20 protein-coding genes and 7 pseudogenes are annotated in these 26,577 nt (G+C 51.4%); 19 read left to right on the plus strand and 8 right to left on the minus strand.

What is annotated here, in order from left to right; translation table 11 throughout:
• The first annotated feature begins 277 nt into the window (after positions 1-277).
• Both K3T83_RS00930 and K3T83_RS58775 read left to right on the plus strand, forming a co-directional pair.
• Positions 278-1,446, plus strand: a pseudogene (locus K3T83_RS00930) (IS3 family transposase).
• Between the two features lie 242 nt (positions 1,447-1,688).
• Positions 1,689-2,357 carry a pentapeptide repeat-containing protein gene (locus K3T83_RS58775; RefSeq protein ID WP_220208138.1) on the plus strand — a complete coding sequence of 223 codons (669 nt, stop codon included), beginning with the start codon at positions 1,689-1,691 and terminating at the stop codon, positions 2,355-2,357.
• Positions 2,358-2,580: 223 nt separating this feature from the next.
• On the opposite strand, the pseudogene K3T83_RS00940 reads toward K3T83_RS58775, so the two are convergent.
• Positions 2,581-3,396, minus strand: a pseudogene (locus K3T83_RS00940) (IS6 family transposase).
• A 377-nt stretch (positions 3,397-3,773) separates the two neighbouring features.
• Between K3T83_RS00940 and K3T83_RS00945 the strand changes: the two are divergent.
• The 6 genes from K3T83_RS00945 to K3T83_RS00970 all read left to right on the plus strand — a co-directional run bounded on the left by K3T83_RS00945 (position 3,774) and on the right by K3T83_RS00970 (position 10,697).
• Positions 3,774-4,940 (plus strand): TIR domain-containing protein, encoded by a 1,167-nt coding sequence (locus tag K3T83_RS00945; RefSeq protein ID WP_220201130.1) that lies wholly within the window; start codon positions 3,774-3,776, stop codon positions 4,938-4,940.
• Positions 4,941-5,164: 224 nt separating this feature from the next.
• Complete coding sequence (locus K3T83_RS00950) at positions 5,165-6,262, plus strand: P-loop NTPase family protein (RefSeq protein ID WP_220201131.1); 1,098 nt, start codon at positions 5,165-5,167, stop codon at positions 6,260-6,262.
• On the plus strand, positions 6,259-7,512 hold the full coding sequence (locus K3T83_RS00955; protein ID WP_220201132.1) for a M36 family metallopeptidase: 1,254 nt from the start codon (positions 6,259-6,261) through the stop codon (positions 7,510-7,512). The genes K3T83_RS00950 and K3T83_RS00955 overlap by 4 nt, the downstream gene beginning before the upstream one ends.
• 70 nt (positions 7,513-7,582) lie before the next feature.
• Complete coding sequence (locus K3T83_RS00960) at positions 7,583-8,677, plus strand: CapA family protein (RefSeq protein WP_220201133.1); 1,095 nt, start codon at positions 7,583-7,585, stop codon at positions 8,675-8,677.
• The gene (locus tag K3T83_RS00965) at positions 8,677-10,437 is read left to right on the plus strand and encodes an ABC transporter ATP-binding protein (protein ID WP_220201134.1); all 1,761 of its coding nucleotides are present in this window, start codon (positions 8,677-8,679) and stop codon (positions 10,435-10,437) included. The genes K3T83_RS00960 and K3T83_RS00965 overlap by 1 nt, the downstream gene beginning before the upstream one ends.
• Positions 10,437-10,697: a hypothetical protein gene (locus K3T83_RS00970; protein ID WP_220201135.1), complete on the plus strand. Its 261-nt coding sequence runs from the start codon at positions 10,437-10,439 to the stop codon at positions 10,695-10,697. The genes K3T83_RS00965 and K3T83_RS00970 overlap by 1 nt, the downstream gene beginning before the upstream one ends.
• Before the next feature lie 325 nt (positions 10,698-11,022).
• Here the strand turns inward: K3T83_RS00970 and K3T83_RS00975 are convergent, their stop codons facing one another.
• A complete protein-coding gene (locus K3T83_RS00975; protein ID WP_220201136.1) occupies positions 11,023-11,163 on the minus strand; it encodes a hypothetical protein in 141 nt (46 codons plus the stop codon).
• Between the two features lie 25 nt (positions 11,164-11,188).
• Between K3T83_RS00975 and K3T83_RS00980 the strand changes: the two genes are divergently transcribed.
• The 3 genes from K3T83_RS00980 to K3T83_RS00990 are packed head-to-tail and all read left to right on the plus strand — an operon-like array spanning position 11,189 to position 12,315.
• Positions 11,189-11,437: a helix-turn-helix domain-containing protein gene (locus K3T83_RS00980; RefSeq protein ID WP_220201137.1), complete on the plus strand. Its 249-nt coding sequence runs from the start codon at positions 11,189-11,191 to the stop codon at positions 11,435-11,437.
• Positions 11,438-11,456: 19 nt separating this feature from the next.
• Entirely contained in the window at positions 11,457-12,128 is a 672-nt protein-coding gene (locus tag K3T83_RS00985) for an IS630 family transposase (protein WP_236064772.1), read from the plus strand.
• Positions 12,121-12,315 carry a hypothetical protein gene (locus K3T83_RS00990; RefSeq protein ID WP_220201138.1) on the plus strand — a complete coding sequence of 65 codons (195 nt, stop codon included), beginning with the start codon at positions 12,121-12,123 and terminating at the stop codon, positions 12,313-12,315. The genes K3T83_RS00985 and K3T83_RS00990 overlap by 8 nt, the downstream gene beginning before the upstream one ends.
• Before the next feature lie 382 nt (positions 12,316-12,697).
• Here the strand turns inward: K3T83_RS00990 and K3T83_RS00995 are convergent.
• Together K3T83_RS00995 and K3T83_RS01000 are read right to left on the minus strand one after the other, a co-directional pair.
• Positions 12,698-13,334 (minus strand): annotated as a pseudogene (locus tag K3T83_RS00995) (IS6 family transposase).
• 294 nt (positions 13,335-13,628) lie between these two features.
• Positions 13,629-14,231: a fascin domain-containing protein gene (locus tag K3T83_RS01000; protein WP_220201139.1), complete on the minus strand. Its 603-nt coding sequence runs from the start codon at positions 14,229-14,231 to the stop codon at positions 13,629-13,631.
• 437 nt (positions 14,232-14,668) lie between these two features.
• Here K3T83_RS01000 and fxsT point away from each other — a divergent pair, with 437 nt between their 5' ends.
• A complete protein-coding gene (fxsT, locus tag K3T83_RS01005) occupies positions 14,669-17,371 on the plus strand; it encodes an FxSxx-COOH system tetratricopeptide repeat protein (RefSeq protein ID WP_220201140.1) in 2,703 nt (900 codons plus the stop codon).
• Between the two features lie 250 nt (positions 17,372-17,621).
• Positions 17,622-17,792, plus strand: a pseudogene (locus K3T83_RS01010) (transposase); the annotation flags it as partial.
• A 118-nt stretch (positions 17,793-17,910) separates the two neighbouring features.
• Here K3T83_RS01010 and K3T83_RS01015 read toward each other — a convergent pair.
• Positions 17,911-18,546: pseudogene (locus tag K3T83_RS01015) on the minus strand (IS6 family transposase); the annotation flags it as partial.
• 206 nt (positions 18,547-18,752) lie between these two features.
• Positions 18,753-19,223, minus strand: coding sequence for a hypothetical protein (locus K3T83_RS01020; protein ID WP_220201141.1), 471 nt, complete (start codon positions 19,221-19,223; stop codon positions 18,753-18,755).
• A 526-nt stretch (positions 19,224-19,749) separates the two neighbouring features.
• Here K3T83_RS01020 and K3T83_RS01025 point away from each other — a divergent pair.
• Both K3T83_RS01025 and K3T83_RS01030 read left to right on the plus strand, forming a co-directional pair.
• Complete coding sequence (locus K3T83_RS01025; protein WP_220201142.1) at positions 19,750-20,220, plus strand: transposase family protein; 471 nt, start codon at positions 19,750-19,752, stop codon at positions 20,218-20,220.
• A 7-nt stretch (positions 20,221-20,227) separates the two neighbouring features.
• Positions 20,228-21,445, plus strand: a complete 1,218-nt coding sequence (locus tag K3T83_RS01030) for an ISL3 family transposase (RefSeq protein ID WP_220201143.1) — start codon at positions 20,228-20,230, stop codon at positions 21,443-21,445.
• Here K3T83_RS01030 and K3T83_RS57700 read toward each other — a convergent pair.
• Entirely contained in the window at positions 21,434-21,844 is a 411-nt protein-coding gene (locus K3T83_RS57700; protein WP_220201144.1) for a transposase family protein, read from the minus strand. The two genes, K3T83_RS01030 and K3T83_RS57700, sit on opposite strands and share 12 nt — an antisense overlap.
• A 365-nt stretch (positions 21,845-22,209) precedes the next feature.
• Between K3T83_RS57700 and K3T83_RS01040 the strand changes: the two genes are divergently transcribed.
• Positions 22,210-22,860 (plus strand): GerMN domain-containing protein, encoded by a 651-nt coding sequence (locus K3T83_RS01040; protein ID WP_220201145.1) that lies wholly within the window; start codon positions 22,210-22,212, stop codon positions 22,858-22,860.
• Positions 22,861-23,062: 202 nt separating this feature from the next.
• A pseudogene (locus K3T83_RS01045) lies at positions 23,063-23,248 on the plus strand (ABC transporter ATP-binding protein); the annotation flags it as partial.
• A gap of 322 nt (positions 23,249-23,570) precedes the next feature.
• Here K3T83_RS01045 and K3T83_RS01050 read toward each other — a convergent pair.
• Positions 23,571-25,031, minus strand: a complete 1,461-nt coding sequence (locus tag K3T83_RS01050) for a right-handed parallel beta-helix repeat-containing protein (protein WP_220201147.1) — start codon at positions 25,029-25,031, stop codon at positions 23,571-23,573.
• 756 nt (positions 25,032-25,787) lie between these two features.
• Here K3T83_RS01050 and K3T83_RS01055 point away from each other — a divergent pair.
• Together K3T83_RS01055 and K3T83_RS58570 are read left to right on the plus strand one after the other, a co-directional pair.
• The gene (locus K3T83_RS01055; protein ID WP_220201148.1) at positions 25,788-26,207 is read left to right on the plus strand and encodes a helix-turn-helix transcriptional regulator; all 420 of its coding nucleotides are present in this window, start codon (positions 25,788-25,790) and stop codon (positions 26,205-26,207) included.
• A gap of 130 nt (positions 26,208-26,337) precedes the next feature.
• Positions 26,338-26,494, plus strand: a pseudogene (locus K3T83_RS58570) (IS6 family transposase); the annotation flags it as partial.
• Positions 26,495-26,577 lie beyond the last annotated feature (83 nt).

A 26,577-nucleotide genomic window follows, 5' to 3' on the forward strand; every position in this document is an offset into this window, starting at 1 on the left:
TATGGGTATCAGCGCCAGAAAGGATTTGTCGAATCTCCAGAGGACGGGCGTGACATGGTAGCCCGGATCAGATATGGTGGCCTTCGTGTTGGCATTGAAATCGCGTGGTATTTTAGCGAAGCTTCTATCGGCGTCTCATTGATTGAGTTACTGCAACCTGATGTATTTCCATCTCATAGCTCATATTACCTATTGAAGCGGCCCGATGTGGTCTTGACCCAGGAAAATGTGGAAGGTAAACTGGAAGAAGTGGACCTGCACAGAAAGGGAAAGGGTCATGCCAAAGGATCAAAAAACCTTTACGAGAGAATTCAAGGTAGAAGCAGTACAATTGGCAAAATCCAGCGAGAAGCCATGAGCGCAAATTGCAAGAGATTTAGGGATTGCCGACAGCACGCTTCACCATTGGTGTAAGCTATTTTCCGAGCAGGGAGAGCAGGCATTTCCAGGAAGTGGACATCAGACGCCACAAGAAGAGGAAATGCGCCATCTCAAAGGAGAGAATGAATTGCTGCGACAAGAGCGTGATATACTAAAAAAAGCTATCGGCATCTTTTCGCGCGGTCAACCGTAAAGTTTCAGTTCATTGCCGAGCACAGTCAGCAGTACCTGATCACGCTGCTCTGCAAGGCATTGGACGTCTCAGAGAGTGGCTATTATGCTTGGAAGAACCGGGAGGTCTCCCAGCACGCACGAGAAGATGCCAGGCTTGCAGCCGAGATTCAACAGATTTTTCTGGATCACCGCCAGCTCTACGGCAGTCCGCGCATTCATGCAGCACTCAAAACACAGGGCATCCATTGCTCACGCAAGCGGGTCGTGCGGCTGATGCAACAACTGGGCGTATCGGCACAAACGAAACGTTCGCGCAAGCCGACGACGAAGAGCGATCCGCATGCTCGCTTTGCCCCCAATCACCTGGGTCGCGAGTTGACCGCAAAGCAACCAAACAGCAAATGGGCAACTGATACCAAGGCCGTCGAGACCGCTGAGGGCTGGCTCCACTTGGCCGTGATTGTCGATCTCTTCTCGCGCATGGTGGTGGGTTGGGCGATGGCCGCAACCGAAGACAGCGAGTTGACCGAGCTGGCACTGCGCATGGCGGTAGCCAGACGTCACCCTGGATCAGATCTCTTGCATCACAGCGATCGTGGGACAGCATTCACCAGTGACCGGTATCAAGCAGCTTTACGTGAGCTGGGCATCGAACTTCAAAGCATGAGTCGTACGGGCAATTGTTGGGAGAATGCAGCGATGGAAGCGTTCTTCGCCACGCTTGCGAAAGAATGCACGAGCCGCGTGCGTTTCCAGACGAGGCAAGAAGCGCGATCAACCATTTTTGAGTACTTAGAGTGCTTTTACAATCCTATTCGGTTGCATTCAACATTGCAGTATATGAGTCCAATTGCTTTTGAACAAGCAAATGGGTCAACACTGAACAAGTGAAGGGGTGATGAGTTAAACTCCAAGTTTCCTATCTACATTTTTACGGGTGAATTCCACGTGTATGGAACTGTGTCGCTTGCAGAGCCAGATGAGCACGTTAAAATCTTTCAAAGGGGACAATGAAGGAAAGCGCCTAGTCAAACAAAGTCTGGAAAGGAAAGAGCACTTGGTTGGCATCACTGGCTGTGAACATACTTGGCCGTGTTTTGGTTTTAACCATAGTACAATAAAGTGCAGTAGAGATACATAGCAGCCTCTCCCATGCACAGTTACAACACGCCGACCTCAGAGAGGCACAGCTAGGTGGGGGCCACCTTGAAGGGGCGCTGTTACAACACGCCATCCTCGAAAGGGCGCTGTTAGAAAATGCCAACCTGGAAGAGGCACAATTATCCGATGCCAACCTCTCCAGGAGCCACCTGGAAGGGGTTCAGCTCAGCGGGACCACCCTCATCAATGACCAGCGTGTTGGCCCTCGTCTCCTCGATGTGTCCTTGGTAGGAACCAATCTGTCGGTTGTCTCCTGGTCAGAAATGCTCATGCTCGGTGATGAGGATCGTGCCCGTCACAAGCACGACTCGCATGGAACAACGAAGGATCGAGCCACTCGGCTGCACGAGTTCCAAGAGGCAATGCGGGCAACCCATCAACTTTCCGTGGACCTCCACGATCAGGGCCTTACCACCGATGCATCCCGTTTTGCCTATCGCGCCAAAGTGCTGGAACGCATCGTCCGCTGGTATGAATTGTGTACCGTCACCTGGCACGATCCAAAGAACGAACAGATCACGGTGAGGAGTGTTTGGCAGGGACTCGCCCGCTTGTTCTCCATCCTGTTGTCCTGGCTGTTCTCCTGGTTTCTCTTCCTTATCGCCGGGTATGGCTATCGACTGCGCTACTGCCTGGGGTGATACCTGCTCATTGTGGGTGGCTGTGCTGGTGGCTATCTGCTTTGCGCTTCGCCTCGCAACAACTACAGGTGCCACAGTGACACGTCTTCATGATCTCCCCTTTGTGCTTGGTTGTCTCCTCCACACTCTAGTACATCACGGCCCGCTCTGCCGGTTCTGTCAGAACTGAGAACATAGAAGCGTATCAAAGCTCCATGGGATGCTGACTACCGCTCGTCTCTTGCTATGAGGCAGCTTGTAGCAAGGCTTGCAAAGCGACAAGCCGATCCAGGAAAGCTTGTCGTCGTTCGGAGAGTGAGATCGATTCTCCCATTATACAATGTGGACGGAGATAATTCCGTCATTCGTCAAAAGCACAACAGAAACGTGCTGCCGCTTCAAATGTCCCAAAGCCACGCATCGGATAGTAGCGTTGCTTGATCCCTCGATGATCTTGCTCCAGGCGATTACCCCGATATTTACTCGTTCGATGCTGGACATTGCTGCCCGTCGTCTCTCGTATGGCCCGTGGATAAGAGCTCTGTCCATCGGTCGTGACTTGGTCGGGAACATGGTCAACCACAGCGACTGCCTGCTTGAAAAATCGCTGAGCTGCCTCCATATTCCGCTTCTCACTCAACATGGAATCTCCCAAGTTGCCTTCATGGTCGATAGCCCGATACAAATAACACCATTTCCCATGTACGTTGATGTATGTCTCATCAACATACCAAGATCTCCTGGCTTGGCCGCGTCGCTTGGTGCACAACTGATCAGTGAGCAACGAGGCAAATCGTGCTTCCCAGTCTCGGATGGCTTCATGGGTGAAGGTAAAACCACGCTCGAGAAACACGACGTCTCGCAGACCCAGTTTATAACGGAGCCGCCACACGACTGCGAGCAAAACAATATCCGTAGGGAATTCAAGATAATTGAAGGGAGTTCCAGTTCGTTCGTTGAAGATACTATGGCACTCAGGGCAGAAGAATGTGAGATACCCAAGTTTAGTTTTCTTCGCCCGCTTCTTGGTAACAGTTGCAGTGCAATGGGGGCAGATCATTGGCCTACACTCCTTCTTGAATCCCCTTTTGATACGATCAGCATAGCAGAAGTGTGACTGCCCTGCCAGGATGTTGTTTGAGTTCTGACAGGGCCAAAGTAGAAAGGTTGCAGGACAATGCGCCGCCAGAGGGGTTCTGGTTTACCGACCTCCTGAAGTTGGGAATGCTTGGGTCCAGACCTGCTACTGTTGCAGATCGTCCCCGCTCCCGCAAGCCACAAAGGACTTTCTACGTACACGCATCCGTGGCAACAAGACGCGCAGCAGCAATGAGACAATCAATAAAAGATCATTGCACTCCGAGAAGAAAATAGGTATACTTTCCTTGGAGAGACACATGAGAGAAGGGTTGAGCGCAAGCAGTATGAAGGACGTTAATGGCTACTGAGGAACAGATGCCTGCTACAAAGGCACGCACAGACTTTTTCATCAGCTATGCGAACCAAGACCATGACTGGGCCGCGTGGATCGCCTGGCATCTCGAAGCTCAGGGCTACACCACCATCCTCCAGGCCTGGGACTCCCATGCTGGCAGGAATGTCGTCCTCGAAATGGATCGTGCGACCAAACAGGCCGAGCGCACCATCGCCGTCCTCTCCCCAGAGTATCTCTCCTCGAAGGTGACTCCGGCAGAGTGGACCACTGCATTCACGCGTGATCCAAGTGGCGAACGTGGCACACTCCTCCCGATACACGTCCAGCCCTGTGACGTGGAAGGAGTGCTTGGACAAATGGTGTTCGTCGATCTGGTTGGCCGCACCGAACAGGAAGCGTTGGATGTACTCCTGGCCTCGGTGCACCAGCAACATGGCAAGCCCCTGCGTGCCCCTGCCTTTTCATCTCATTCCTCCCGTCCCAAACCCGATTACTTCCCTGGTGCGCCACCATCTCATTCAAATCGGCGAAGCGTTAAAAGGAACCGCTCTCAACGCACTGCACACCAGAGCAATCCCGATTGGGACCGCATGCTCCGGCGTCTCCGCCGCTCCTATCAAGAACTCCTCGATCAGTCCTTGCGTGGCATCACCTGGATCGAATTGGGCCTCTCTACCCGCCCTGATCTGGTTCGTAATGTCTCCACCAGCAACCTCCTCTTTCGCTTGCCTGCTGGCGGTGAGCGTCTGCTCGCACCCGGAACATCGCTGCTTTCGGTCTATGACGAAGCCGAAGAAGAACTCCTCATCCTGGGCGCTCCGGGCGTAGGCAAATCGACGTTATTGCTCGATTTGGCTGTCCAGTTAGTCGATCGCGCCTCCGTCGATCCTGCCCATCCATTACCCGTGATCCTGCGCCTCTCCTCTTGGGCGGTTTCCCAACCGACCATTGCTGAGTACGCCCAAAGCTGCCCACAAACTAGCTTTTGCTGTGCTTCATCTCTTCATTCTTCGACTTCACAAAAACGGGTGAATTCCAGGGGCGGCGATCCACCTTCTCAGAAGGAGAGAGAAGCAACTTCGGGATTGCTTGCTGGAATCTGTATCACATTTATCTACATATTTTTCCTTGTAACCTATAGAGAAAAGAGAAACGTTATGAAAATATAAGGAGAATTTCTTGTTATCAAGTGCCCTTTATTTGTAGAATTTTTCTTGAAATACGCGACAACGTCTGTCAAGATAGACATACTGCTGTTTTCGCACTATTCGCAATTCACCTGCAACGATGGTGCTGGCTGGATTACGTGGTTGCCGTTTCGTGTGAAGCCATGTCTAGAAAGGCAACAATAGTAGGGCATGCATGTCCCGCTCTCTTGCTAGGAGGAAGTCATATGATCTTGACCGATGAGATACGAATGCGTATGCGGATCGCCTACGCGTTACGCAACGTGCCAGAAGAGAAGTTAGCCTGTTTGCTCCCCTGCTCCGCGTTTCCGCAACCGGGAGATATGGTCCTCACGCGACTGGAGACAATTGGCAAAAACACTCACCTGGAACTGACCGATGGACGCAGAGCTACCTTACATAAGGACGACTTGTTGGCTGTCGTTTTTGGGAATCGTTACGCTCCTCTGCAGTTTGAAGGCTATGCACGCATGCGTGGGGATCGCTGCGATCTGCTTTCGATGGGGGGTCTGTGTGGCCTGTTCGAAAGCAAACATGACAGCGTCGCCGAACCCAGTCGCTTGCGCCTGCTCGGAGCGTTTGGTGACGCCGAGGGACAGCGCTTAACGCTACAGAGTTTTGCGCTCCCGCCTCCTCCACAGGGGCCAACGAGATACCCATTGCTGATAGCCGTCTGTGGCACCTTGATGGATGCCGGCAAGACCCACACGGCTATGAGCCTGATTATCGGCCTGCGGCGACACGGGTATCGCGTCGCCGCCATAAAACTGACCGGCACAGCCACCGGCACAGACCGCTGGACCATGCTGGATGCAGGAGCCAGTGAAGTTCTTGAGTTTCTTGATGGAGGCTGGCCATCCACCTACTTGTGTACCGTTGAGGACCTCCTCGACCTCTCTCATCTCCTTCTTTCCCACATTTCGGCGCATGGGACCGACTGTACCGTAATCGAGATCGCAGATGGGCTGCTTCAACGGGAGACAGCTGCCTTGCTGCAAACAGCTCGCTTCACCAGGATGATAGATGCCTGGGTCTTAGCCGCCAGCGATCCGCTGGGAGTTGTCGGCGCGCTCTCTCTTCTGCGGCGCTGGCAGATCGAACCACTTGCCATCTCTGGACGTGTCTCGATGAGCGCACTCAACCGACAGGAGACTGAGGCGGCGACCGGCCTGCCTTGCCTGACTGCTCAGCAATTGCAGACCGGCGAGATCATCGCACAACGGCTGAAAGCACGTCAGCATCTCAGCTTGCCGCTCCTGTCGCTTCCTGAAGAAAATACAGCGAGAGGCAAGGAGAACCTATGAGTTACGGACGTGTGTATACCTGGACGCTTTCCCCCGACAAGGCATCTGGGGGATATGTGACCGCAACCATCGTTCACTTGCCACATCTCGATCAGGAGGAGCAAGGAAGGGAGCACCTGCGAGGCCGTTATGTTCATGTGCGCAATGCTGGGGCGCTCAACGAACTGGACTCGGCAACCGGTCAGGTGCGAGCAGTGGCTCTTGGCGATGCCCTCCCCGACGAGCAAGGGAATTTCCTCTTTGAGCCTGGGCGGGGAGGGCATCGCATGGATCAGGTGGGGCAAGTGCTACCTGAAGCGCGCTGGCGTTTCATCCAGGCCTCGCACTTCGGAGAGGTCAACACCTACTTCCATCTCGATGCTATCGCGGCTTATGTGGACGGCCTGCTTGACGATTTGGGGAGACCATCACTCCCACGTGTCGTGGCAGTAGTCAATGCCCATCACGCGGCAACGGCAGTACATGGAACCTACGATGGCGTGCAACGTGGCGAACGCTGGGTGCCCTTTCAGGGAGGACACTATCGCCTCCCCGGTCGCTCTATTGAGACTAATGAATATGAGCCGATCTCCCTATCGGGGGAGATCCATCTGGGGCCAGGTCGGCAATTGCTCAAACAAGGGACGCTTGTTGAGGCTGCCGGGGGGAACTACCGGGCTAACGCATCGCACAACGCAGGAATCCTCTATCATGAATACGGCCATCACATCACCCAACACACCGCCGACTTCCAGCGGAATGCAAGGCGGCCACCAGATCAGCAAAACAACCACAAGGTGGCTATTGATGAGGGGACCGGCGATTATTGGGCTGCCACATGGCTCGGCACCCCCCACATCTGGGCCTGGCATCATCCTCATGACGCGCAAGTCGTTCATGCCCGCAGTCTGACATCTGAGAAAACGATGGTCGACTACGATTCACGCCCCGGCGCAGACGCACATGCCAATGGCACCATCTGGGCTGCGGCACTCTGGGATCTCCGGACGCAGATAGCAGCAAGTGAGCCAGATGGCGTACGACGAACGGATCTGCTGGTGCTGAAAGCCTTGCTGCTCTCAAACGCTAGCAACAACAAGCTCCCAGGAATGCCGAGACATAACTATCGAAAGCGAGAAGGCTTTGCAGCGGGGTTGACCGCATTGCTCCAGGCTGATGCGCGCTTGTACGCCGGTTGCCACCGTGATCTGGTTCTGACAATCTTTGCCAGACGGGGCATCCACCCTGCATGCTTATACGAGACGGAGTGAGACATGAGAAACAACAGCAAGAGAGAACTCGACTAAAGAGGCCCTTGCTCATGTTAAAGGGAACCTGCCGATGAGAACGTTGTTACACGATATCGCGCAAGAGGAGATCCCAGAATCGGAAGATCTGCTCTCGCAAGAAGCTCTGGAAACGTATCTCGATGCCCTGGGAGATCCTCCACTTACTCTTATCGCTGTTGGCGATATTATGCTGGGTGGACGTGCCAGCAAAGCAATTGCCAGGTATGGAGACGACTACCCCTTTCAGGCAGTTCTACCTCTGTTACGACGAGCGAATGTCGTGCTGGGAAATCTGGAAGGCCCATTTGCCCACAAAGCAGGTCGGGAGAGCCGTCACTATGCCTATGCCGTCAACCCGAAGCTCGCCTCCTCTCTGGCACGAGCAGGGATCAGTGTGGTCACACTAGCAAACAACCACTTGCTTGATTGTGGACGCGGCGGCGTTGTGGAAACGCTTGACGCACTCGCACGTGCAGGAGTAGCCCCTCTGGGGGCTGCTGCAAACGAGAGTGCTGCTCATGCACCAGTGATCCGACAGGTCGGACAGATACGTATTGGCTTGCTTGGTTACTACTGGAATCGCCGCTGTGCTGCCACTGCGCATCTTCCTGGCTGTGCAGTGGATTCGCCAGAGGCTCTCAAAAATGACATTCTCCATCTACGCCCACAGGTGGACCGTGTCGTCGTTACATTCCACTGGGGAGTTCCCTACGAACGGCAGCCCGTATCGGGAGATCGAGCCAAAGCACAGTATGCCATAGACTGTGGTGCGGACGCAGTGATCGGACATCATCCTCATATTTTGCAACCGATTGAGATCTATGCCCAGCGACCTATCTTGTATAGCATCGGAAACTTTACGTTTGGCTCCGGCAATAGTCGTGGGGAGGGCATGGTCGCTGGATTTCGCTTTGAAGAGGAGCAAATCCTGCTGATGTTGTACCCTTTGTACGTCAAAAATCGTGACCCCCGCGTGAACTACCAACCAAAAATACTCAAAGGGAACGGTGCTGAACGCATAGTGTCCCATTTAAGAGCAATGTCGGAACTCTCTGGTTCATGTGGTTACACGCTTTCCAGAGAGCAGGCACGAGCGGTCCTCCGTCTCCCTTGCCCTGGGACAGCGCACAAGAAGCGAGGAACATAATGTTTCACCCTGCGTCTTCTGCTCATGAGAACCTCTCCTTCAGAGCGGTCGCCCGGCATTTTCTGCCGCTCTTGAGGCCGTTCTGGTTCTCATTGTGTTGGGCAGTGGTGGCGATGGTGTTCGATGCTTTGCTTACCGTCCTTCGTCCCTGGCCTCTCAAAATTGTAATTGATCATGTCCTTTCGCATAGGTCAAGCCACGTCCCGCTCTTCGCTAATTGGCTGGACCATTTCTCTGGTGGCCGCGTGGCCGTCCTCTACGGGGCTTGTGCCGCCAATTTGCTGATCGCAATTGGCACCGGCTTGCTGACCTATTCTTATACCTGCGCTCTAGGTGATGTTGCTCAGCGCCTCGTCTTCCTGCTTCGCGGCCGTCTGTTTGCCCACATGCAACGCTTATCGCTCCAGTTTCACGATCATCAACGCATAGGAGATCTGATTAGTAGGCTCACCTCAGATATGCAAGCCATCCAAGATATCATTGCCAATGGCTCGATCCTCCTTTTTAGCAACGCGTGCTTGCTGATAGGAATGGTGGCGTTGATGTTTTGGCTCAACTGGCAATTTGCTCTGGCAGCTCTCGCAGGGGCACCGCTGTTATTCTGGACCGTCTTTCAGTCGACACGACGTGTTAAGGCGGCCACGCGCACAGCACGGGCCAGCGATGGGTTGCTGGGTTCAGTGGCCCAGGAAACCCTCACGGCGATTCGTATCGTGCAAGGACTGGCACAGGAGGAGCAACAGGATCAGCGTTTCCAGGCATACAGTACGACCAGCCTCCATGCCTATTTAGAGACTGTTCGCTATCAGGCGAGAGTGGCTCCACTGGTGGATCTGCTGGCAGCGGTCGGGCTAGTCATTGTGATGTGGTATGGGACAACCCGTGTGCTGGAGGGGAGCGTCACGACTGGGGATATGCTGATTTTCTTTGCGTATGTGACCAATCTCTACAGCCCGATGAAGGCCCTGGCACGTCTCTCTGACGCATTGAACAAAGCCAGCGTCGGGGCCGAACGGATCACTGAGGTGCTGTGCATCGACCAGGGCATCTCGGAGAGGAACGATGCGCGGGCGGTCTCACGGGTCGGGGGCAGCATCGAGTTCCGCGACGTTTCGTTCTGGTATGAGCAGGGGCGACCGGTCCTCTCACATGTGAATCTCCAGATCGCTCCCGGAGAAAAGATTGCCGTTATGGGCGCAACCGGTGAGGGGAAAAGCACGCTGGTCAGCCTGATCCCGCGCCTCTATGATCCAGGTGAGGGGTCGGTCTTGATAGATGGGGAAGATATACGCACCTATACCGTTCAGTCCTTACGGGATCAGATCAGCCTCGTGCTGCAAGATGCATTGCTCTTTCGGGGAACGATATACGACAATATTGCCTTTGGCCGCACCGATGCGAGCGATGAAGAGATTATTGCCGCCGCCAGAACGGCCAACGCGGATGAGTTCATTCAGCGCTTGCCAGATGGGTATCATACTATGATTGCAGAACGAGGCGTAACGCTCTCTGGAGGACAGAAGCAGCGTATTGCGATTGCAAGAGCTATCTTACGCGATGCGCCTATTTTGATCCTAGATGAGCCAACAACTGGCCTGGATGCGGCTACTGAGCAGAAAGTCGTTGAGGCGCTGGAACGAGCTGCTGCAAGGCGGACAACGATCACTATCACCCATGGCCTTGCCCCTCTGCGTCTGGCCGATCGTGTTCTTCTCTTGAAGGGTGGTCGAATTGTTGAAGAAAGAAGCTTCCAGACCTGATGAATGCCTATCATTGCGTACAAATCGTATCATTATTTTATGATGGAAGTGTTGTTCAGTTCGTTGGTGCACCATTGATGATGCAGGTTGCCCTGGATACTGGCAACAAGAGGTTTAAACTGTCAATGGCAAACTTCCTTAATATGTCCAGCGTGGGGCTTTCAGCTTCATCTCTCCCATATGAGCGTCTTGCTGGCTGCTGCATCCTGAATATGACCAAGATCGTCAGTCCTCCATTCTTACTGATGATGGATTCCTGATGTACACTGCTGCTCTTCGCTCTCCTCGTTGCTGGTCTGCTGGCTCAGCGTCATCAGATCAAGGTTGATCCTCCAGCCTTTTCCACTTCGAGCAAGAAAGTAGAAGGGTGTATTATGCTTCACATGTCTTGAAATCGGGTACGAAAAGCAAGAGGCGTGACAAGAGCGAGAAGAGAAGGGCCACGAACTGTGCGAGGAAATGCCATCCTCTCGTTGCTGCCCCATTCTCCACACTTGTTCGTTCCCATTTGGGAAATGCGGAACTTCTTCGTCTCTGACTATAGACTTCTCCCCCATCAAAACGCCATCTCCATAGTGAGAACTCTCACTTCTCATCAAGATCGACACCTTCTCGCCATTGGCTTGCAGCAGGCGGGAAGTCGCGCAAGAGGGCTAGTGGACTGTAACTGTTGATTTGAAAGGCAAGAAAAGTTGGGATATCCTTGAAAGGAAATGTACGTATCAAGAAGCATTTCCTTAAGGGGCATCCCATGAAGAAGTATATCGTGAAACTGAGTCAGGCACAACGCCAGCAGTTGGAAGAACTGATCAGCCAGGGTCAGGCTGCTGCCCGACAACTGATGCACGCGCGGGTATTGCTGAAAACCGATCAGGGGGAGCAAGGTCCTGTTTGGAAGGATGAACGCATTGCGGAGGCGCTAGAGGTAAGCCTTCCTACAATCGAGCGCATCCGTCGGCGAGGGGTTCGACGATGCACTCAACCGCCGTCCCCAGCCTGAGCGCCCCAAGAAGCGCAAGATGAACGGGCACCTGGAGGCCCATCTGATCGCGTTGTGCTGCGGGAAGCCTCCAGCGGGACAGGAACGATGGAGCGTGCGGTTGTTGGCGCATAGCTTTATCCAATTGTGCTATGTGGATCAGATCAGTCATAAAACGGTATGGATGATAGTAAAAAGCAACCAACTCAAACCCTGGCTTAAAGAACAATGGTGCATTCCTCCTAAAGTCAATGCGGAATTCGTTTACCATATGGAAGATGTGCTTGAGGTGTATACCCGCCCACATAATCCGTGCTTTCCACAGGTCTGTTTGGACGAGGCAAGCAGTTGCTTGCTTGCCGACACTCGCGAGCCTTTGCCCCTGAAGCCTGGGGAACCGAAACGGGAGGATGCTGAATACAAGCGAGAAGGAACCTGTAGCCTGTTTTTGGCTTGTGAACCCTTGACGGGGAAGCGGGTGGTGCAGGTCCGCGCTCGGCGCACCAAAGCTGATTGGGCACTCTTCATGCGAGACCTGATTGACATTCATTACGCGCAAGCGGAAAAGATTGTGCTCGTGCTCGATACCCTCAATACCCACACGCCTTCTTCTTTTTATGAGGTCTTTGATCCAGCGGAAGCTTGGCGGCTTTCCCAGAAGCTGGAAGTTCATTACGCCCGCCATCCATGGAAGTTGGTTGAATATGGCTGAAATCGAGTTGAGTGTCCTGGCTCGCCAATGTCTCCATCGCCGTTTCGCCACGCTTGAGGAGATTTCCCAGGAGGTGCAAGCCTGGCAGCAGGAACGCAACCAAGCTCAGGCCACGATCAATTGGCGGTTTACGGCAGCTGATGCGCGAATCAAGTTGAAACGGCTTTATCCATCAATTGATGCGTAACAGACTACTAGTTACCTCCTGTCAGGAGCGCTGATAAGCTGTATCCCAACTGAGCCGAACTTCTATCTGCTCAACTGCTGACAGTAGCCAGGGCTGACGAATGGCTTCACCTGTTATTCGTTGACTCGTTGCTCGGCCTTGCGTGAGAACGGCCATCATGTTAAGACCGACATCTGGGTCACTATACAAGAGGTGACGCAGTATGATGCGAAAGCAACAAAACGGCACTGGAAGCGCGGTGACCTCATCTACTGCCGCGACCGTAGCAGAGCGAGGCAGGTCATCCAGGAGGGTTGTGTTGCAAGAAATTGGAGGAAGGCAAAATGGAGAGGAAGAGGTTTTGATTGTTGAGTTTAGACTGCTACTCCAAAGAGCGTGGCGATCAGTGAAACCTGATCATATTCATCATCTCAAACCCCGGCACGGGTTCGCCACGCCGTTTCAAATGAAGCAAAGCCCATCCCAGGCTTCGTCAAGCGTTTGATGAACCGATGATCTTGTTCGATTAAATTGTTGAGGTATTTGACTTGCCGCAATTCCACCTGTTCAGAGAGGTGTCCTTCTGCCTTGAGTTCCTTGAAGGCTTTGGGATAGGCCGCGCTTTTGTCGAGCGCCCGACACTCGTGGTTCGCTGCGATGCAAGGCGGTGAGAGCTTTGAGCAAGAATTGCTTTGCTGCTTTTGCATCCCTCGTCGGACTCAAGAAGAAATCAAGCGTATGACCATGTGAATCAACCGCCCAATACAGATACATCCATTGCTTTTTGACTTTGATGTACGTTTCGTCGACCTGCCACGAAGCTCTTGTGGGTTTCAAATGAGGGTGCAACGCCGGTCGAGTTCGGGCGCATGGTGCTGGACCCAGCGGTAAATGGTCGTGTGGTCGACACACAAACCCCGCTCAAGCATGATTTCTTCGAGATCCCGATAGCTGAGAGCATACCGTAAATACCACCGGACACACAGAAGGATGATGTCTGCCTGGAAGTGACGCCATTTGAACAGAGGCTGCTCGCTCATGTCTGATCCTCTTTAGTTCTTTTCTCTCAACCTTATCAGATCAGTTTACTTCTTGCAACACAACCTTTTTGGCAGAGTCAGCATCGCTTTTTCCTTTTTTCAAGTTTTGCGAGAAGCTTACTCTGCCTTTCCTGTTTTGTCTCTTGTTCTGGGAGAAACGTACTTGATTTCTCCCTGTTCGTCTACCAAATGGATAAAGCCTACCTCATGCGCTGCGATCGACCTCTATAAGATCAGCCATGCAATGATTTACCCCCAAGACTAACGGTTTACCCGGGACTGACACAGTACAACTCAATGCCCACAAGAGACCTGAAACTTCTCCCATGCTCTGATCTGTGTTGCATCCGAGTGGATCGTGTCGGTAATTCGGCCGCCGCCGTCCACTGCGGTGAGGTAGTGCCCGTTGATCGTTTCTATGGCGTACACCCCATATCCGAGAGAGATCAGGGAGAATTTCTCCCACGCCTGGAGCTGCGTCGCATCTGAATGAATGACGTCAGTGATGCGCCCTCCGCCGCCCACTGCGGTGAGGTAGAAGCCATGGAATGTCTGGATACCGTAACGGATGACGGAAGTTCCATCTCGCGAGTCGATGAGCGTAAACTTTTCCCATGAAGAAAACCTTGCCGCATCAGTGTGGATCACATCCGTTATGCGTCCACCCCCACCGACCGCTGTCAGGTAGTGTCCATTGTAGGTCTGAAAGACACAACCAGTGACTGGCCCATTGAAGGACGGTACAACAGGTCCGGCGGGGTGTAATCCTATCAAGGCTGCGGTTTTCTGGGCGGCGTGAGCTTCTGCCACACTAACCAGGCTCAACCAGAGGATCGCAATGGCAGCTGCAATGCCCACAACCTGCATGAGTTTGTGCTTGCTATTCTTGATGATCATGTTTCTTCTCCCTTTCTGTCTGTAGGACATTTTAAAATGGTAAAAATGTTTATAAGTATTTAACTGAAAGTAAAATATACACGATCTTTTTATGCTATTTTTAAGAATTGATAAGAAAAGCATTTTCAGGATGGATAGCGATATTTCATGAAAAATTTGCGCTAGCAAAGCGTTATGATAGATCCCAAACCTCCATCTTAGAAAGACCTGCTTAAGACGCTAAGATAGGTCATCATGCTGAGCATCTCTATTCCTTCGCACAAACAATTGCTTCATTCCCTGCATCTCTATACTACTTCATTCCATCTCTTTCTCAAAGATCGTTAGGGATCGTTAGGGATCGTTTGTATGGAAAAATGGACAAGTTTGTCCGTTTACCATACGATACATGCTCGGTGGTAGTCTTCTTCTACAAGAGAAAGGGCTAAGATATCTCTATGGATAGATCCGGGAACACTCGTAGAAACAATCGTTTACGACAGGCACGCATTGCCCGCAGCTGGCGTCAGCGAGATCTAGCTGAGCAACTGGGAACTACAGAGTTGACCGTCAAGCGCTGGGAACGGGGATATCAACAGCCCAGTACCTATTTCCAGGTCAAGCTCTGTACTCTCTTTGGCAAAAGCGCAGAGGAACTAGGGCTGGTTGAAGATACATCCGCACCCATTGTGGAGAAGAACATCCAGGACATGGAGCAAGCCACCTCTCCTGCGCAATCCCAGATGCTCTGGACAGTGCCGTACCTGCGCAATTCCCATTTTACCGGACGCGACGATCTGCTTGAGCAACTTGCCCGGCATCTTTCTCGCGAGAAACCAGGCGATGCTACAACCCCTCGGCGGGCGCTTCTCAGCCAGCCTCAGGCGATTAAAGGCCTCGGAGGCATTGGCAAGACGCAGATAGCTGTGGAATATGCCTATCGCTCTCGAGAACATGGCGACCATACCCATATCCTCTGGATCAATGCTGCCAGCGAAGAAGTCATCATTACCAGTTTTCAAACGCTCGCGCAATTGCTTCCTGACTTTGCCGACAAAGACGAGAAAAATCAGCATGAGCTTATCGCTGCGATCAAACGCTGGCTGGAACGATGTCAAGAGTCCTGGCTGTTGATCTTTGATAATGCTGATGATCTTGCTCTCGTCCAACCCTACATACCTCAACAGGGGCAGGGAAGCATTCTGTTGACCACACGCGCTACGGCTGTTGGCTGGCTTGCCAACTCCGTCGAAGTGGAACAGATGGGGTTGATGGAAGGCACCCAGTTCTTGCTGCATCGTGCTCAACGTTTGCAGGCAAGCGAGGAGGAGTACAATGAGGCGACCAACGTGGTCATTGCCCTCGATGGCTTCCCTCTGGCCCTCGATCAAGCTGGAGCTTACATCGAAGAAACGGGATGTAGCTTTAACGACTACCTCCAACTCTATGAGCACCACCGCATCACTCTGCTGGCGCGCCGTGGAAAGCAGGCGGCTAATTATCCCCATTCTGTGGCAACCACCTGGTCGTTATCGTTTCAAACGATCGAGCAGGCCAATCCGGCGGCCGCGGACCTGTTACGACTGTGTGCGTTTCTGGCTCCTGATCATATCCCGGAAGAACTGTTGAAAGAGGGCGCACCTCATTGGCCACTCATACTTCAGGAAGCGGTTTGCGATCTGTTTGCCTTTCATCAGATGCTGGAGGAACTGCTCAAGTTTTCCCTGATCAAGCGTCTGGTGGAGGAGCATATGTTGAGTATACATCGACTGGTACAAGCGGTGCAGAGGGAGAGAATGGACCCGGAAGAGCAACAACACTGGGCGACACGTGCGATATCGGCGGTGAATACCGTCTTTCCTCCCGATCCGAAAAACGAGGAAGCAACCTGGTCCCGGTGTCAGCGCTATCTGGAGCAGGTGCAGGGATGTGACCTCTTGATCCAGCAGTATGGGCTGAGCTTTTCCGAGGCTGCTGATGTGCTCCATCGCGCAGGGAACTACCTGTGTGAACACGCCTTATATGCTCTTGCCGAACCGCTCTATCAACGAGCATTATGCATCTGGGAACAGCAGTTGGGGCCACAACATCCCCAGATCGGCTCAGGACTTACGAGTCTGGGGCATCTCTACTCCAGGCAAGGAAAGTATACAAAAGCCGAAGCCTTCGATCTGCGAGCACTACACATTTGGGAACAACAGTTGGGGCCACACCATCCCAAAGTCGCCCATGCACTTAATAATCTGGCAAACACCTACAAAGAGCAAGGCAAATATGCGAAGGCCGAGTCCTGTTATCTGCGAGCCTTACACATCTGGGAGCAGGCTTTGGGTTCTGAGCATTTACAGGTGTCCGATGCACTCAATGGTCTGGCAAACGTCTATCTTGAGCTAGGCAAGTATGCAGAGGCCGAACCACTCTACCTACGGGCGATACACATTTGGGAACAGCAGCAAAGGCCAGAAGCCATGGGAGTGACCTATCCTCTCACTGGTCTGGGCGCGCTCTACGGTGAGCAGGGAAAGTATCTGGAGGCCGAACCTCTCTTTCAACGCGTGCGACACATTCTGGAACAGCAATTTGGGCCACAACACCCCCAGGTCGCTTATCCACTGCATAATCTGGCGGAACTCTACATTGAGCTAGGCGACTATGCAGAAGCCGCAGCCTTCAATCTGCGAGCGCTAGACATTTGGGAGCAGCAGTTAGGACCACAGCACCCTATGGTCTCCTATGCACTCAATAATCTGGCAATCCTCTGTGTGAAGCGGGGCCAGTACGCAGAGGCCGAAGCCCATTATCTGCGGGCCTTACACATACGAGAACAGGTTCTGGGTTCTGAGCATCCTCAAGTCGCCAACACACTCAATGGACTGGCGAACCTCTATTGTGAGCAAGGCAAATACGAGCAGGCTGAGTCATGCTATCAGCGCTCACTCTCCATCTTAGAGCAACAGGCTCTGTCCTCTCATCCAGAAGCGGCTAAAGTCATGCATGATTTTGCTCGGTTTCAGGAGGTGCAAAGGAAGACAGAGGAGGCAAGGATCTGGTATGAGCGTGCATTCACCATTCGTGAGGTGCTTCTTGGCTCCCATCATCCTAAGACAAAAGAGACACGCACATGCCTCATCGCCTTGCCCAAGACGACTTCTCCTCAGTGAAGTCTGCATCTCCATGTCAGGGGTGTCACCCAAGCTCAAATGTCGTCACCCCAAACACTTTTTCGAGAGGAATAGCGGGAGCTTGTTTGGTATACATCCGCGCAGTTTCAAATACAGGCGTCATTTTGCCGGGTAAGTTTCACTGCTTCTTTATTCACTTCAAGAACATCCAGATATAGCTTTTCTTTTCCTACAAAACGTTGGAGGTATTCTTATAGATAGAAAGCACCTATCTGATGAGGAGTGATTCATGAACTGCCCGCACTGTGCTTCATCTATCACCAAGGAACAGATGAAGCAAACATTCCTCGGCTATCGGACGTTTCGCTGTTCAGCCTGTCATCGCACCTTCAATGAACGAACAGGAACTCCATTCAACTTTCTAGAATATCCCACCGATGTCGTCCTGCTCGTCGTGCTCTGAAGGCTACGGTACAAGTTGAGTTTGCGTGATGTGGCCGAGTTATTTCTGGAGCGAGAAAGGCAGAGCAGAAGCGAGCTGCTGATACAAAGTTTCCAAAGCCATGCATGGGATACTATCGTTGCTTGACCCCTCGATGATCTTGCTCCAAGCGATTATTGAGGTATTTATTGGTCCGATGAAGCACCTGGTTGCCCAGGGCTTCACGCACTGCACGTGGATAGGAAGCGTGACCGTCCGTCGTCACTTATTCGGGAGCATGGCCGACGACGGCGAGAGCCTGTTTGAAAAACTGTTGGGCTGCCTGCATATCCCGTTTCTCGCTCAGCCGAGAATCCACCAGATAGCCATCGGTATCAATGGCCCTATAGAGGTAACACCATTTTCCTTTGACTTTCACGTATGTTTCATCCACATACCACGACCGTCCCGCTTGCCCACGTCGTTTGGTTCGCAACCGCTCTGTAAGAAGTGGAGCGAACCGCGTTTCCCACTCCCGAACCGCCTCGTGAGTAAACTCCCAGCCGCGATCCAGAAACATTTCTGCGAGATCTCGCAAGCTCAACTTGTAGCGGAGCCTCCACAAGACGACCAGAAGAACCACATCGGTGGGATATTCAAGGAAGTTGAACGGCGTCCCTGTGCGCTTGTTGAAGAGGTGTTTGCAGGCTGAGCAACGAAATATGCGATAGCCAAGTGTGGTCTTCTGGGCTTGTTCTTTGGTAGCGGCTGAGGTGCAATGTGAGCAGTTCATGGAGCACTCCTTCGCAGATGAGTTCTTGTCTTCAGCATACCTTGCAAACACCCCCCGTGACAAGCCTTTTTCCGAGTTCTGACAGAACCTATGCATACATAATGCACTTGTAATTGGCGGTGATCCTCTGAACCTGATTCAGAGGATCACCGTATTTTTTTCCTCAGTTTGCTCCCAGGACTGTTGCAAAGTCGGGAATACGATATTTAGGGATACAGGAAAGGACTATCGCCAAGTACAGTATGATTGGTGTTGCCGGCCTCAGTATACCAGATACCCGGCGCTGCATCAGAAGAGTAGCCGTACAGATGCGTACCTGCGGAGTAACAATTCGAACCAAAGCTCTTGCTGGTAACCACCTTATAAGGGTCTGTGCGCAAGTTAATAAACACATTACACAGAGGCTTGAGGATGTAGGCATCAGGAACAATGACAAATTGGCTGTTCTCAGAGAGACATATCCTGATGGACCTGGTTGAATCTGTTGTACAGCCTCCCCCGGAAGTGGCAGGGAGGGCATGTGGACTCCTGGAACCGATGCTTGCAGCAGAAGCCGTTGGTGTGTCTGCAAACAGAAACAACGCCGTCAAGCTGAGAAACAGTGAGGCCAAAACGAGGAAGCGTTTGGCCGCCCGTTTTGTGTGGAGAAGGGCCTTCGCTTGTTGAAACCAACGCATGGTGTTCTCCTTTTGTTTGGGTACATGAGTATTCGCATTACCGCCAGGGGCCTCTGTATTAGCCCCTTTCGGCAGATGACAGCACAAGCATATCGTTTGACGTAACGTCAAAGTCAAGCCCCCGATTGCCCTCAACAGTGATCTGCCTCGTGCTCAACGAAGGGATGCGTCAGAATTGGGAACACCAGTAGCAATCAAGGCGTGCTTCAACATCTTGCCATGATCTGCCTGGGTATTACGCGCTCAAAATCAGCGTCGTGAAGGCATTGTGAGCTTGCCCCGGTTTCGGGGTTCTCCGTCATCTTTAGTGCAAAAAACTCATCAATAGAGAACCTTGAAACCTTTATCTGCTCTGAAAGCCAATAGAGAAAAGGAGAAAGGTTGCTTATAAGCTCATCCTGCACTAAAGATGGTGGAGAACCGGTTTCGTGGATCTTCCGCAACTTTCGTGCTCTGGTTACAACCCTGATTCGTAAACAAAAGTAGGGAACACGTTTTCTTCAGATTTTACTTCAAGGTGATTCTCTTGTCCCATATTCCCTTCCAACTCTCTGGCTTTGAGATCCAGCGAGTGATGGGTGATGAAAATACGCTCATCATCACGGCTGCTGCTCAAGGCTCAGTCGCCACCTGTCCTTCCTGTGGCCAAAACAGTCAGCGAGTTCATAGTTATTACATCCGTAAACCTTATGATTTAGCCATCAGCGGTCAATCAGTTCAACTCAACCTGCGTGTGCGACGGTTTCGCTGCCAGAATCAAGACTGTGCTCGTCAAACCTTCGCCGAGAGGCTTCCCGAGGTCGTTGCGGCTTCGGCACAACGGACCGTACGATTAACTGAACTCCTCTCAATCTTCGCTGTTGCCCTCAATGCCCAAACCGCTTCTCGTCTGCTTGCCAGGCTGGCAATGGAAGCCTCAGGTGACACCCTTTTACGGCTAGTCAAACGGACTTTATTGCCTCCTGTAACAGCTCCCAAAGCGGGTAGGCGTCGATGATTTTGCCTTGCGCCGTGGAAAAACGTACGCAACGATTATCGTCGATCTTGCAACCCGCCGTCCCATTGATATGATGAAAGAACGGACTGCTGAAACGCTTGCCCATTGGCTTGAGAAACATCCAGGGGTGGAATGTATCAGCCGAGATCGTTCGAGTGAGTATATGCGTGGAGCGTCGGAAGGAGCACCGCAAGCACAGCAGGTGCTTGATCGCTATCATGTTCTCCACAATATGCGCGAGGTCGTCCAACGTATTGTCAGCCGAGCGCATGCCACGCTCAAACAACGCCAGAAAGATGCAGGTATCATTGTTCGTGCTCGATACAAGAAGAAACGCAGCAGCAGCGAGATCGCGGCCTCGCAAGTAGCCCGTCTGCGCCGACAAGCCTGGTATGAGGAGGTAGTTGAGCACTACAGACAAGGCAAGAGCATTGCTGCCATCGCCAGAGACCTCCACATGAGTCCAATCACCGTACACAAATTTGTGTATGCTGGAGCATTCCCGGAGCGTTCTGCTCATAAAAGAAGACAGACCTATCTTCTCACGCCATACTTGCCTTACTTGCAACAACGAGTAACACAAGGATGTGAAAACGCGAGTATGCTCTGGAAGGAAATTACGCATCAGGGCTTCGCTCACGGCTACAAGGTCGTGAATATCTGGCTGCGAGAATATCTGGGCAGGCCTGGACGTCCCTCTACAGAAGAGGAGAAGGCCAAACACCAGGCCTTCATGGATACCGTTGTGGCAGAGCCAGGTTTGGCTTCGGTTGGTGGAGAAGCTGCAGAGGCTACCTCTACTCCTGAACTCGTAGAGAATGGCGTTGAACCGCTTGGCTCACCTCGACATCTGACCTGGTTACTGCTGCGTAAGTCTGAAAGCCTCAATCAGCAAGCACAATGGACTCTCAACTTTCTTCGGGAGGTACAAGACATCAATACGACATATGAATTGGCCCAACAGTTTTTCCAGATGCTGCGCAAGCGGCAGGCCGATCAGCTCGATGGCTGCCTTCAAGCCTGCGAGAAGAGTAACATTCCCGATCTGCAAACATTTGCCGAAGGATTGAGAAGAGAATATTCTGCCATGAAAGGGGCTCTCACCTTCTCTTACAGTAACGGACCTGTGAAGGGTCAAATTAATAAACTAAAATATATTAAACGGAGTATGTATGGGCGTGGCAGTTTCGAGTTATTACGGCAAAAAGTCTTACTAGCTGCCTAACCGGAGCACGGAAGATGAACAAGAGCCATCAAATGGGGTCAATCTCAAGATCGTACGTACCGATTTTTCATCCAGGCCGACTTCCTGAGCCAGCGCGACAAAAGGGCGAAAGAGGGATTGTTGTTGCACATAGCGCACCAGGCGTGAGGTTGCAGATCGGTGCTCATCTCCTTCAGGTAAGATCTCAAACCATGTTTTTCGGCATGTCTTACAGCGGTATCGTATCCGATTGACGGTAATTCGGACCTGCTTTCCGTGGCACGGTAAATCACGGATGGTTTGTTCATCCGTTGCGTGCTTCAGCGCAAGAAGACTTCCACAGAGAGGACAGGCGGGACGAGGAAGGCATGGCCGAGCTAAAATCTGGTAGAGCCTCTCTTGTCCCTCGCAGTCGATCATCTGCTAGTTCTGTAAATTTCAATAAATCAATGTAACTCAAAAAACATCATAAATACAGGTAGTAATTTTGATAATCGTCTCTCCTTCATTACCTGTTCTGCACAGAGTGTATACAAACGGAAATGCTGAAGCAGCAAATTCAGTCCCTTCGTGTTTTTGTAGGAAATGTGTAGGAAAGCCTTTCCTCATGATCAAATTCCCGCCCATGAAATAAATAGATTTACACTTTTCTCTTTTTAGAGGGAACTTTTTGGGGGAAATGAGCATTCTACTCAATGAAAAGAGTTGCTGTTCTCAATAAATAAAGGAGAGGCAGTTCTTTCTCTGTCCGGCTTCCTGCAGAGAATGAAGAAGGAATGATGCATATGACGAATGTTCTGAAAAACGGATCGCGGCTCTCAAAGGTGTCTGGTCATCTCTCCCTGTTTCCGATTGGTAGCCTGTCTTTTCTCATAATGCTTCTCGTGATGCTCAGCGGTTGTGGGACCAATACAGGAAATACAGTCAATGCAGTTCAGGTATCCCCGCCTCCTACATCTGGTGCGAAAGGGTATCCTGTCAACGTGTACTTTCCCAAGCAGAACCCTCAAGGATTTGTAAGTAAAACGAAGATCTTCCCGCTTCAACGCCTGTCTCCAACCAAAGCGGTAGCGACCACCGCTCTCCAACTGCTCATTGCTGGACCAACAGCGGTAGAGCAGAAAGCAGGCTATTACTCTAATCTGGGGCATATGTTGCGAGGGCCATCAACATGTGGGAGTAGCCATGGGAGGCCAGATTTTCGATTGACGCTGGATAGGAGAGGGAAATATGTTGAGGTGGGAACGGCAACCGTGCAATTTTGCCGCCAGATTATCGGCATTGCAGCTATACCAGATGCAATCGTGCGAGATCAGATTGGCAGGACATTAGAGCAGTTTCCTACTATCAAAAAGGTGTTGATCTTGAGGATGGACGGAAGCTGTTTTCAAGCCGAGAGCTTTGTGGGAACATATTGTGAGTCTTACCAACCTTGACGAAAAGCTGATTCTCTCTTTCACCAGTGATCGTGGAACGAATATACAGCAGCACCCAGCATCGGAAATTGTTGTGGATGCCATATTTCAGACCACAACAATTTCCGATGCTGCTTCCTCGTGTACACTGCCTGCTTTAACTCTTCATCCATCATTATTTCCGAAGATCCATGCAAACAGGTACTTTACATTTTGATGGTGTGCATCAAAGCCAGACAACGTGCGGCAATCAATCAGTCTGACCGGGCCATTTGCCACAGTAGATGAGATTTTGACTGGACAAGCAGACATGAGCACAAACTCCAGGCTTCAACAGCTCGAACATCCGCGCCAGGGTGCCGACGATTTGCTGACACGCTTCGGTTTAACAGATGCCGCAAGCCGCCGGTGGGAGCTTTCTTGGCAGTTCACGCAGGCGTCGAATTTCTGAAGCCAGATCGGCATGTCGAGGATGATACAAAAAGGTCTTGGAGACACGAGCAGCCTCACACACGATTGAGAAATTAATCGGTTTGTCCGCGGCTTGGATTTCAGATTTTTTTATCCTACCACAGATCGGAATCTCTCTTTTTTAGCCCTGGGTTTTGGGTACAACCGATAAAAGACATGGACCGCTCCTGGACTCTGGTCTTCTTCACTCGCGAACCCGCTGCATTACCACTAGCAGCGGGTTCGTATGTTTTCTTTACCCTGATCGCTTGCTTTCCGCGCTATGCAATCTCAAAGGGACCAATATCATATGCTTTGCCTTTTGGCCGCTTCTGTCCGTAATAATCACGGTGTGGTGCCCCGACATCTGTCCCGTGATTGATCACAATGCGTATCACGATTTGTGCCCAGGAGCTTACCGCCGTGGTGTCTGTCTCCTGCTGTGATGTTTCTTGATCGACCACAGTGTTTGTCAGGGCTTTTTGCCAGGAATTTGTTGTGACATCTGTCTCCTGCTGTAATGTTCCTTGATCGTCCGCCATGCCTGTCACGGCCTGTTGCCAGGCGCTTATCGTCGTCTCATTTATCTCCTGTAGTGGCGTCTCTTGAGCGACCAGAGAACTTGTCGGGGTTGGTAACCAGGGGGTCGACGGTGTCGGCTGATACCTGCAATGCGGCGCAAACGTGTTTTTATCCGTAGTGCCGGCAGCTGAAGGCCAATCATAGCCTTCATCGCCAAAGGAGGCCGACCCGCTACAGGTGACATAATTGTTGAGAAGCTGATTATGTCCCAACACTCCCTCGCGTTCGCGAATCCCTAAGCGGCCACTATTGACGACGATATTATTGGTGACGATGAAGTTATCTCCCATCTTATCATCTGTATTATCGGTATCTGTGCCGTAGCTGATACCATGCTCTCTATTATTGAAAACGAGGTTATTCGCAACTACTGCGTCTGTAGCTGCATGCCAGAGATTGATGCCGTTGCCTGCGTTATTATAGGCGATATTGTTATAAATGTGGCCTCGTGCGTTGGAGTGGTAAATCGCGTGGACATACTGGCACATGAGAGGATAGGTTGAACCAATATTATTTACAACGTTGCCAATAATGTCGTTATCGTGTTCCTCGTAATCTCCATCGGTCATGCCAGAGCCGCCATGGTTATCGCATACGCCGGGGATATCATGAATATGGTTGCCAATCGTACGGATATATGATCCCATATTCACGAGTCCGTCGCGGCTCCCCGAGCTACTGATATCGAAGCCAACAATATCAACATAGTCGGCTCGCGTCGTCCAGGGAACATCGCTATTGCTCGTGTGGATTTTGGCTCCCCATCGCTTCGTGGAGTAAAAAGAAATGCGCTGATCTGCCGTGCCATCCACATTAAGCGTGATCGATTCGTTGTAGATACCGGGCAGCACAAAGACGATTGTGCCTGGAGTCACTACCTGAGCAGCATGTCCAATCGTGGCGAACGGATGACGTTTTGAGCCATCATTATTATCATTTCCAGAAGGAGAGACATAGAGCACTTTCTTTGGGGTTGGCTGTTTCGTCCTGTGAGGACCGCGAACCCAGTTTCCGTGTAAATCATTTTCTGTTCGGCGGCTATGAGATGCTCCGTGTGCCGGGTTAATCTTGTCTGAGAGAGTGGCCAATGGTATGACCGCAACGACAATGAAAAGCAAGAAGCCACCTATCAAAAGCTGTATCTTCTTTGAGCGATGCATATTTCATCTTCTCTTTTTTTTCTCGTTTGTTGGGTATCTCAAGCTTGTTGTTTATCACAATTCCATTCGCATTTTGCGCTTAAATCTTCGCTGATCTTAGCTATTTGAGAAGCAATACTTGCTAATCTACCCAACAGAGCTATCTAGATGTGATTTTTGGGAAATCGTAACCAGCATAGAAATGCTACATTTTTTCTCAACATAGACCTATTCGGGTGATATGTGACGTGAGAACAACTCAAATGAGCTGCGCTGGCAAAATGGCCGTCAAAAGTGGAATTTTCGAGCGTTTGGTGTGGTAGAATAGTGTCGATAAATAGACATTTACGGATATTATTAAAGAGTTTGCGTTCCTTTCAATTTCATTTAGTCTGGGAGACCATGCCAGTTTCTTGCAAGAAGTATAGTAACGTTCATCAATAAATGCAATAGAGTGATACTTTGGTAACACAGAATATATACGATAGTATAACTATATCTTATATTTTATCTGTAAATTTTACAAATTGAAATATTTACAATTTTTACAATATATTGAAAGAAAAGATGTCACAGGCCGTAAAGACCGAGTACGCCCCTTGGGCGTACCCGGCTCAATTTACGTTGTTCGTCCAACTCCTGGCCGGGTATTGTCAACCTGGTAACAGATGGGATGTTCCCCCTACTGGCTTTTCCGGCCAGTGAACTGCACAATGACCTGCTTTCTCTCGATGTGGTCTGGGAAGCAGAAGCCTTTTCCCTGCGCGAGCAATTGCAATGTGCCGACACCTTAGCAAGTCGTTTTCAGATCATGGAACAATTTTTATCGGTGCACCTTGCTTGCTCTCGCTCCATCCTGCGATCAACTTCGTACTCAATGCGTTCGAGATCTCCTCATTCCCGACGCTTTCATCAGTCACTGATCAGGTCGGCCTGGGCCGTACTCGCTTTATTCACCTCTTTCGAGAAGCCGTGGGACTTACTCCGAAACAGTTCTGTCGTATAAGAGGATATGGGTTACCAACCGCTGAAAAGAGTGCTCGAGCTATACTCCCCCCTCAGTCGCTCTCTCAAGCGGGTGCTTCTGGTGCATCGGCGGCAAGAACCACGGAGGCCTCTCCGGGAACTGTCCTCTCGCCAGAAGACCGGCTCACTCTGCGCAACGCCATCGCGAAAGCAGTAGCGCTTAGACTATAAGAAATACCTGAGATGGTTTCCTCCCCCCAACCGTTCAGCGGCCAGCCTATTTTCAAGCAGGACCGGCAGGTTAGTCACCCTACCGGAGTGGTTGTCGTCATTTCCTTCTCTTCTACCAACACAATCATCAGGAATAGGCTTCTTTTCTTTCAAGACGGCAGCGAAGACATTACAAGGATATGAGGCGATGGACATGCTCAGGAAAGGACAGGTGCAGGGAGGTGAACAGAGGAGACAGGTTGAGCCAGGCAGCGTTCATCGCAGAACTGTTCGGAGTGGTCATCTAAATTCAGCAGAAGAACGGAGCTTTGCCGTTCATGACATTCCGCTTTGTGTTTTCATAGCCATCAGTTTATCAGAGGCTCAACCC

It is taken from the genome of Reticulibacter mediterranei (assembly GCF_016587455.1).

Bases quoted from the DNA above. Each gene is read 5' to 3' on its own strand.
- K3T83_RS00945 (WP_220201130.1), top strand. From the start codon at position 3,774: ATGGCTACTGAGGAACAGATGCCTGCTACAAAGGCACGCACAGACTTT.
- K3T83_RS00950 (WP_220201131.1), top strand. From the start codon at position 5,165: ATGATCTTGACCGATGAGATACGAATGCGTATGCGGATCGCCTACGCG.
- K3T83_RS00955 (WP_220201132.1), top strand. From the start codon at position 6,259: ATGAGTTACGGACGTGTGTATACCTGGACGCTTTCCCCCGACAAGGCA.
- K3T83_RS00960 (WP_220201133.1), top strand. From the start codon at position 7,583: ATGAGAACGTTGTTACACGATATCGCGCAAGAGGAGATCCCAGAATCG.
- K3T83_RS00965 (WP_220201134.1), top strand. From the start codon at position 8,677: ATGTTTCACCCTGCGTCTTCTGCTCATGAGAACCTCTCCTTCAGAGCG.
- K3T83_RS00970 (WP_220201135.1), top strand. From the start codon at position 10,437: ATGAATGCCTATCATTGCGTACAAATCGTATCATTATTTTATGATGGA.
- K3T83_RS00980 (WP_220201137.1), top strand. From the start codon at position 11,189: ATGAAGAAGTATATCGTGAAACTGAGTCAGGCACAACGCCAGCAGTTG.
- K3T83_RS00985 (WP_236064772.1), top strand. From the start codon at position 11,457: ATGAACGGGCACCTGGAGGCCCATCTGATCGCGTTGTGCTGCGGGAAG.
- K3T83_RS00990 (WP_220201138.1), top strand. From the start codon at position 12,121: ATGGCTGAAATCGAGTTGAGTGTCCTGGCTCGCCAATGTCTCCATCGC.
- K3T83_RS01000 (WP_220201139.1), bottom strand. From the start codon at position 14,231: ATGATCATCAAGAATAGCAAGCACAAACTCATGCAGGTTGTGGGCATT.
- fxsT (WP_220201140.1), top strand. From the start codon at position 14,669: ATGGATAGATCCGGGAACACTCGTAGAAACAATCGTTTACGACAGGCA.
- K3T83_RS01020 (WP_220201141.1), bottom strand. From the start codon at position 19,223: ATGCGTTGGTTTCAACAAGCGAAGGCCCTTCTCCACACAAAACGGGCG.
- K3T83_RS57700 (WP_220201144.1), bottom strand. From the start codon at position 21,844: ATGATCGACTGCGAGGGACAAGAGAGGCTCTACCAGATTTTAGCTCGG.
- K3T83_RS01040 (WP_220201145.1), top strand. From the start codon at position 22,210: ATGACGAATGTTCTGAAAAACGGATCGCGGCTCTCAAAGGTGTCTGGT.
- K3T83_RS01050 (WP_220201147.1), bottom strand. From the start codon at position 25,031: ATGCATCGCTCAAAGAAGATACAGCTTTTGATAGGTGGCTTCTTGCTT.
- K3T83_RS01055 (WP_220201148.1), top strand. From the start codon at position 25,788: ATGTGCCGACACCTTAGCAAGTCGTTTTCAGATCATGGAACAATTTTT.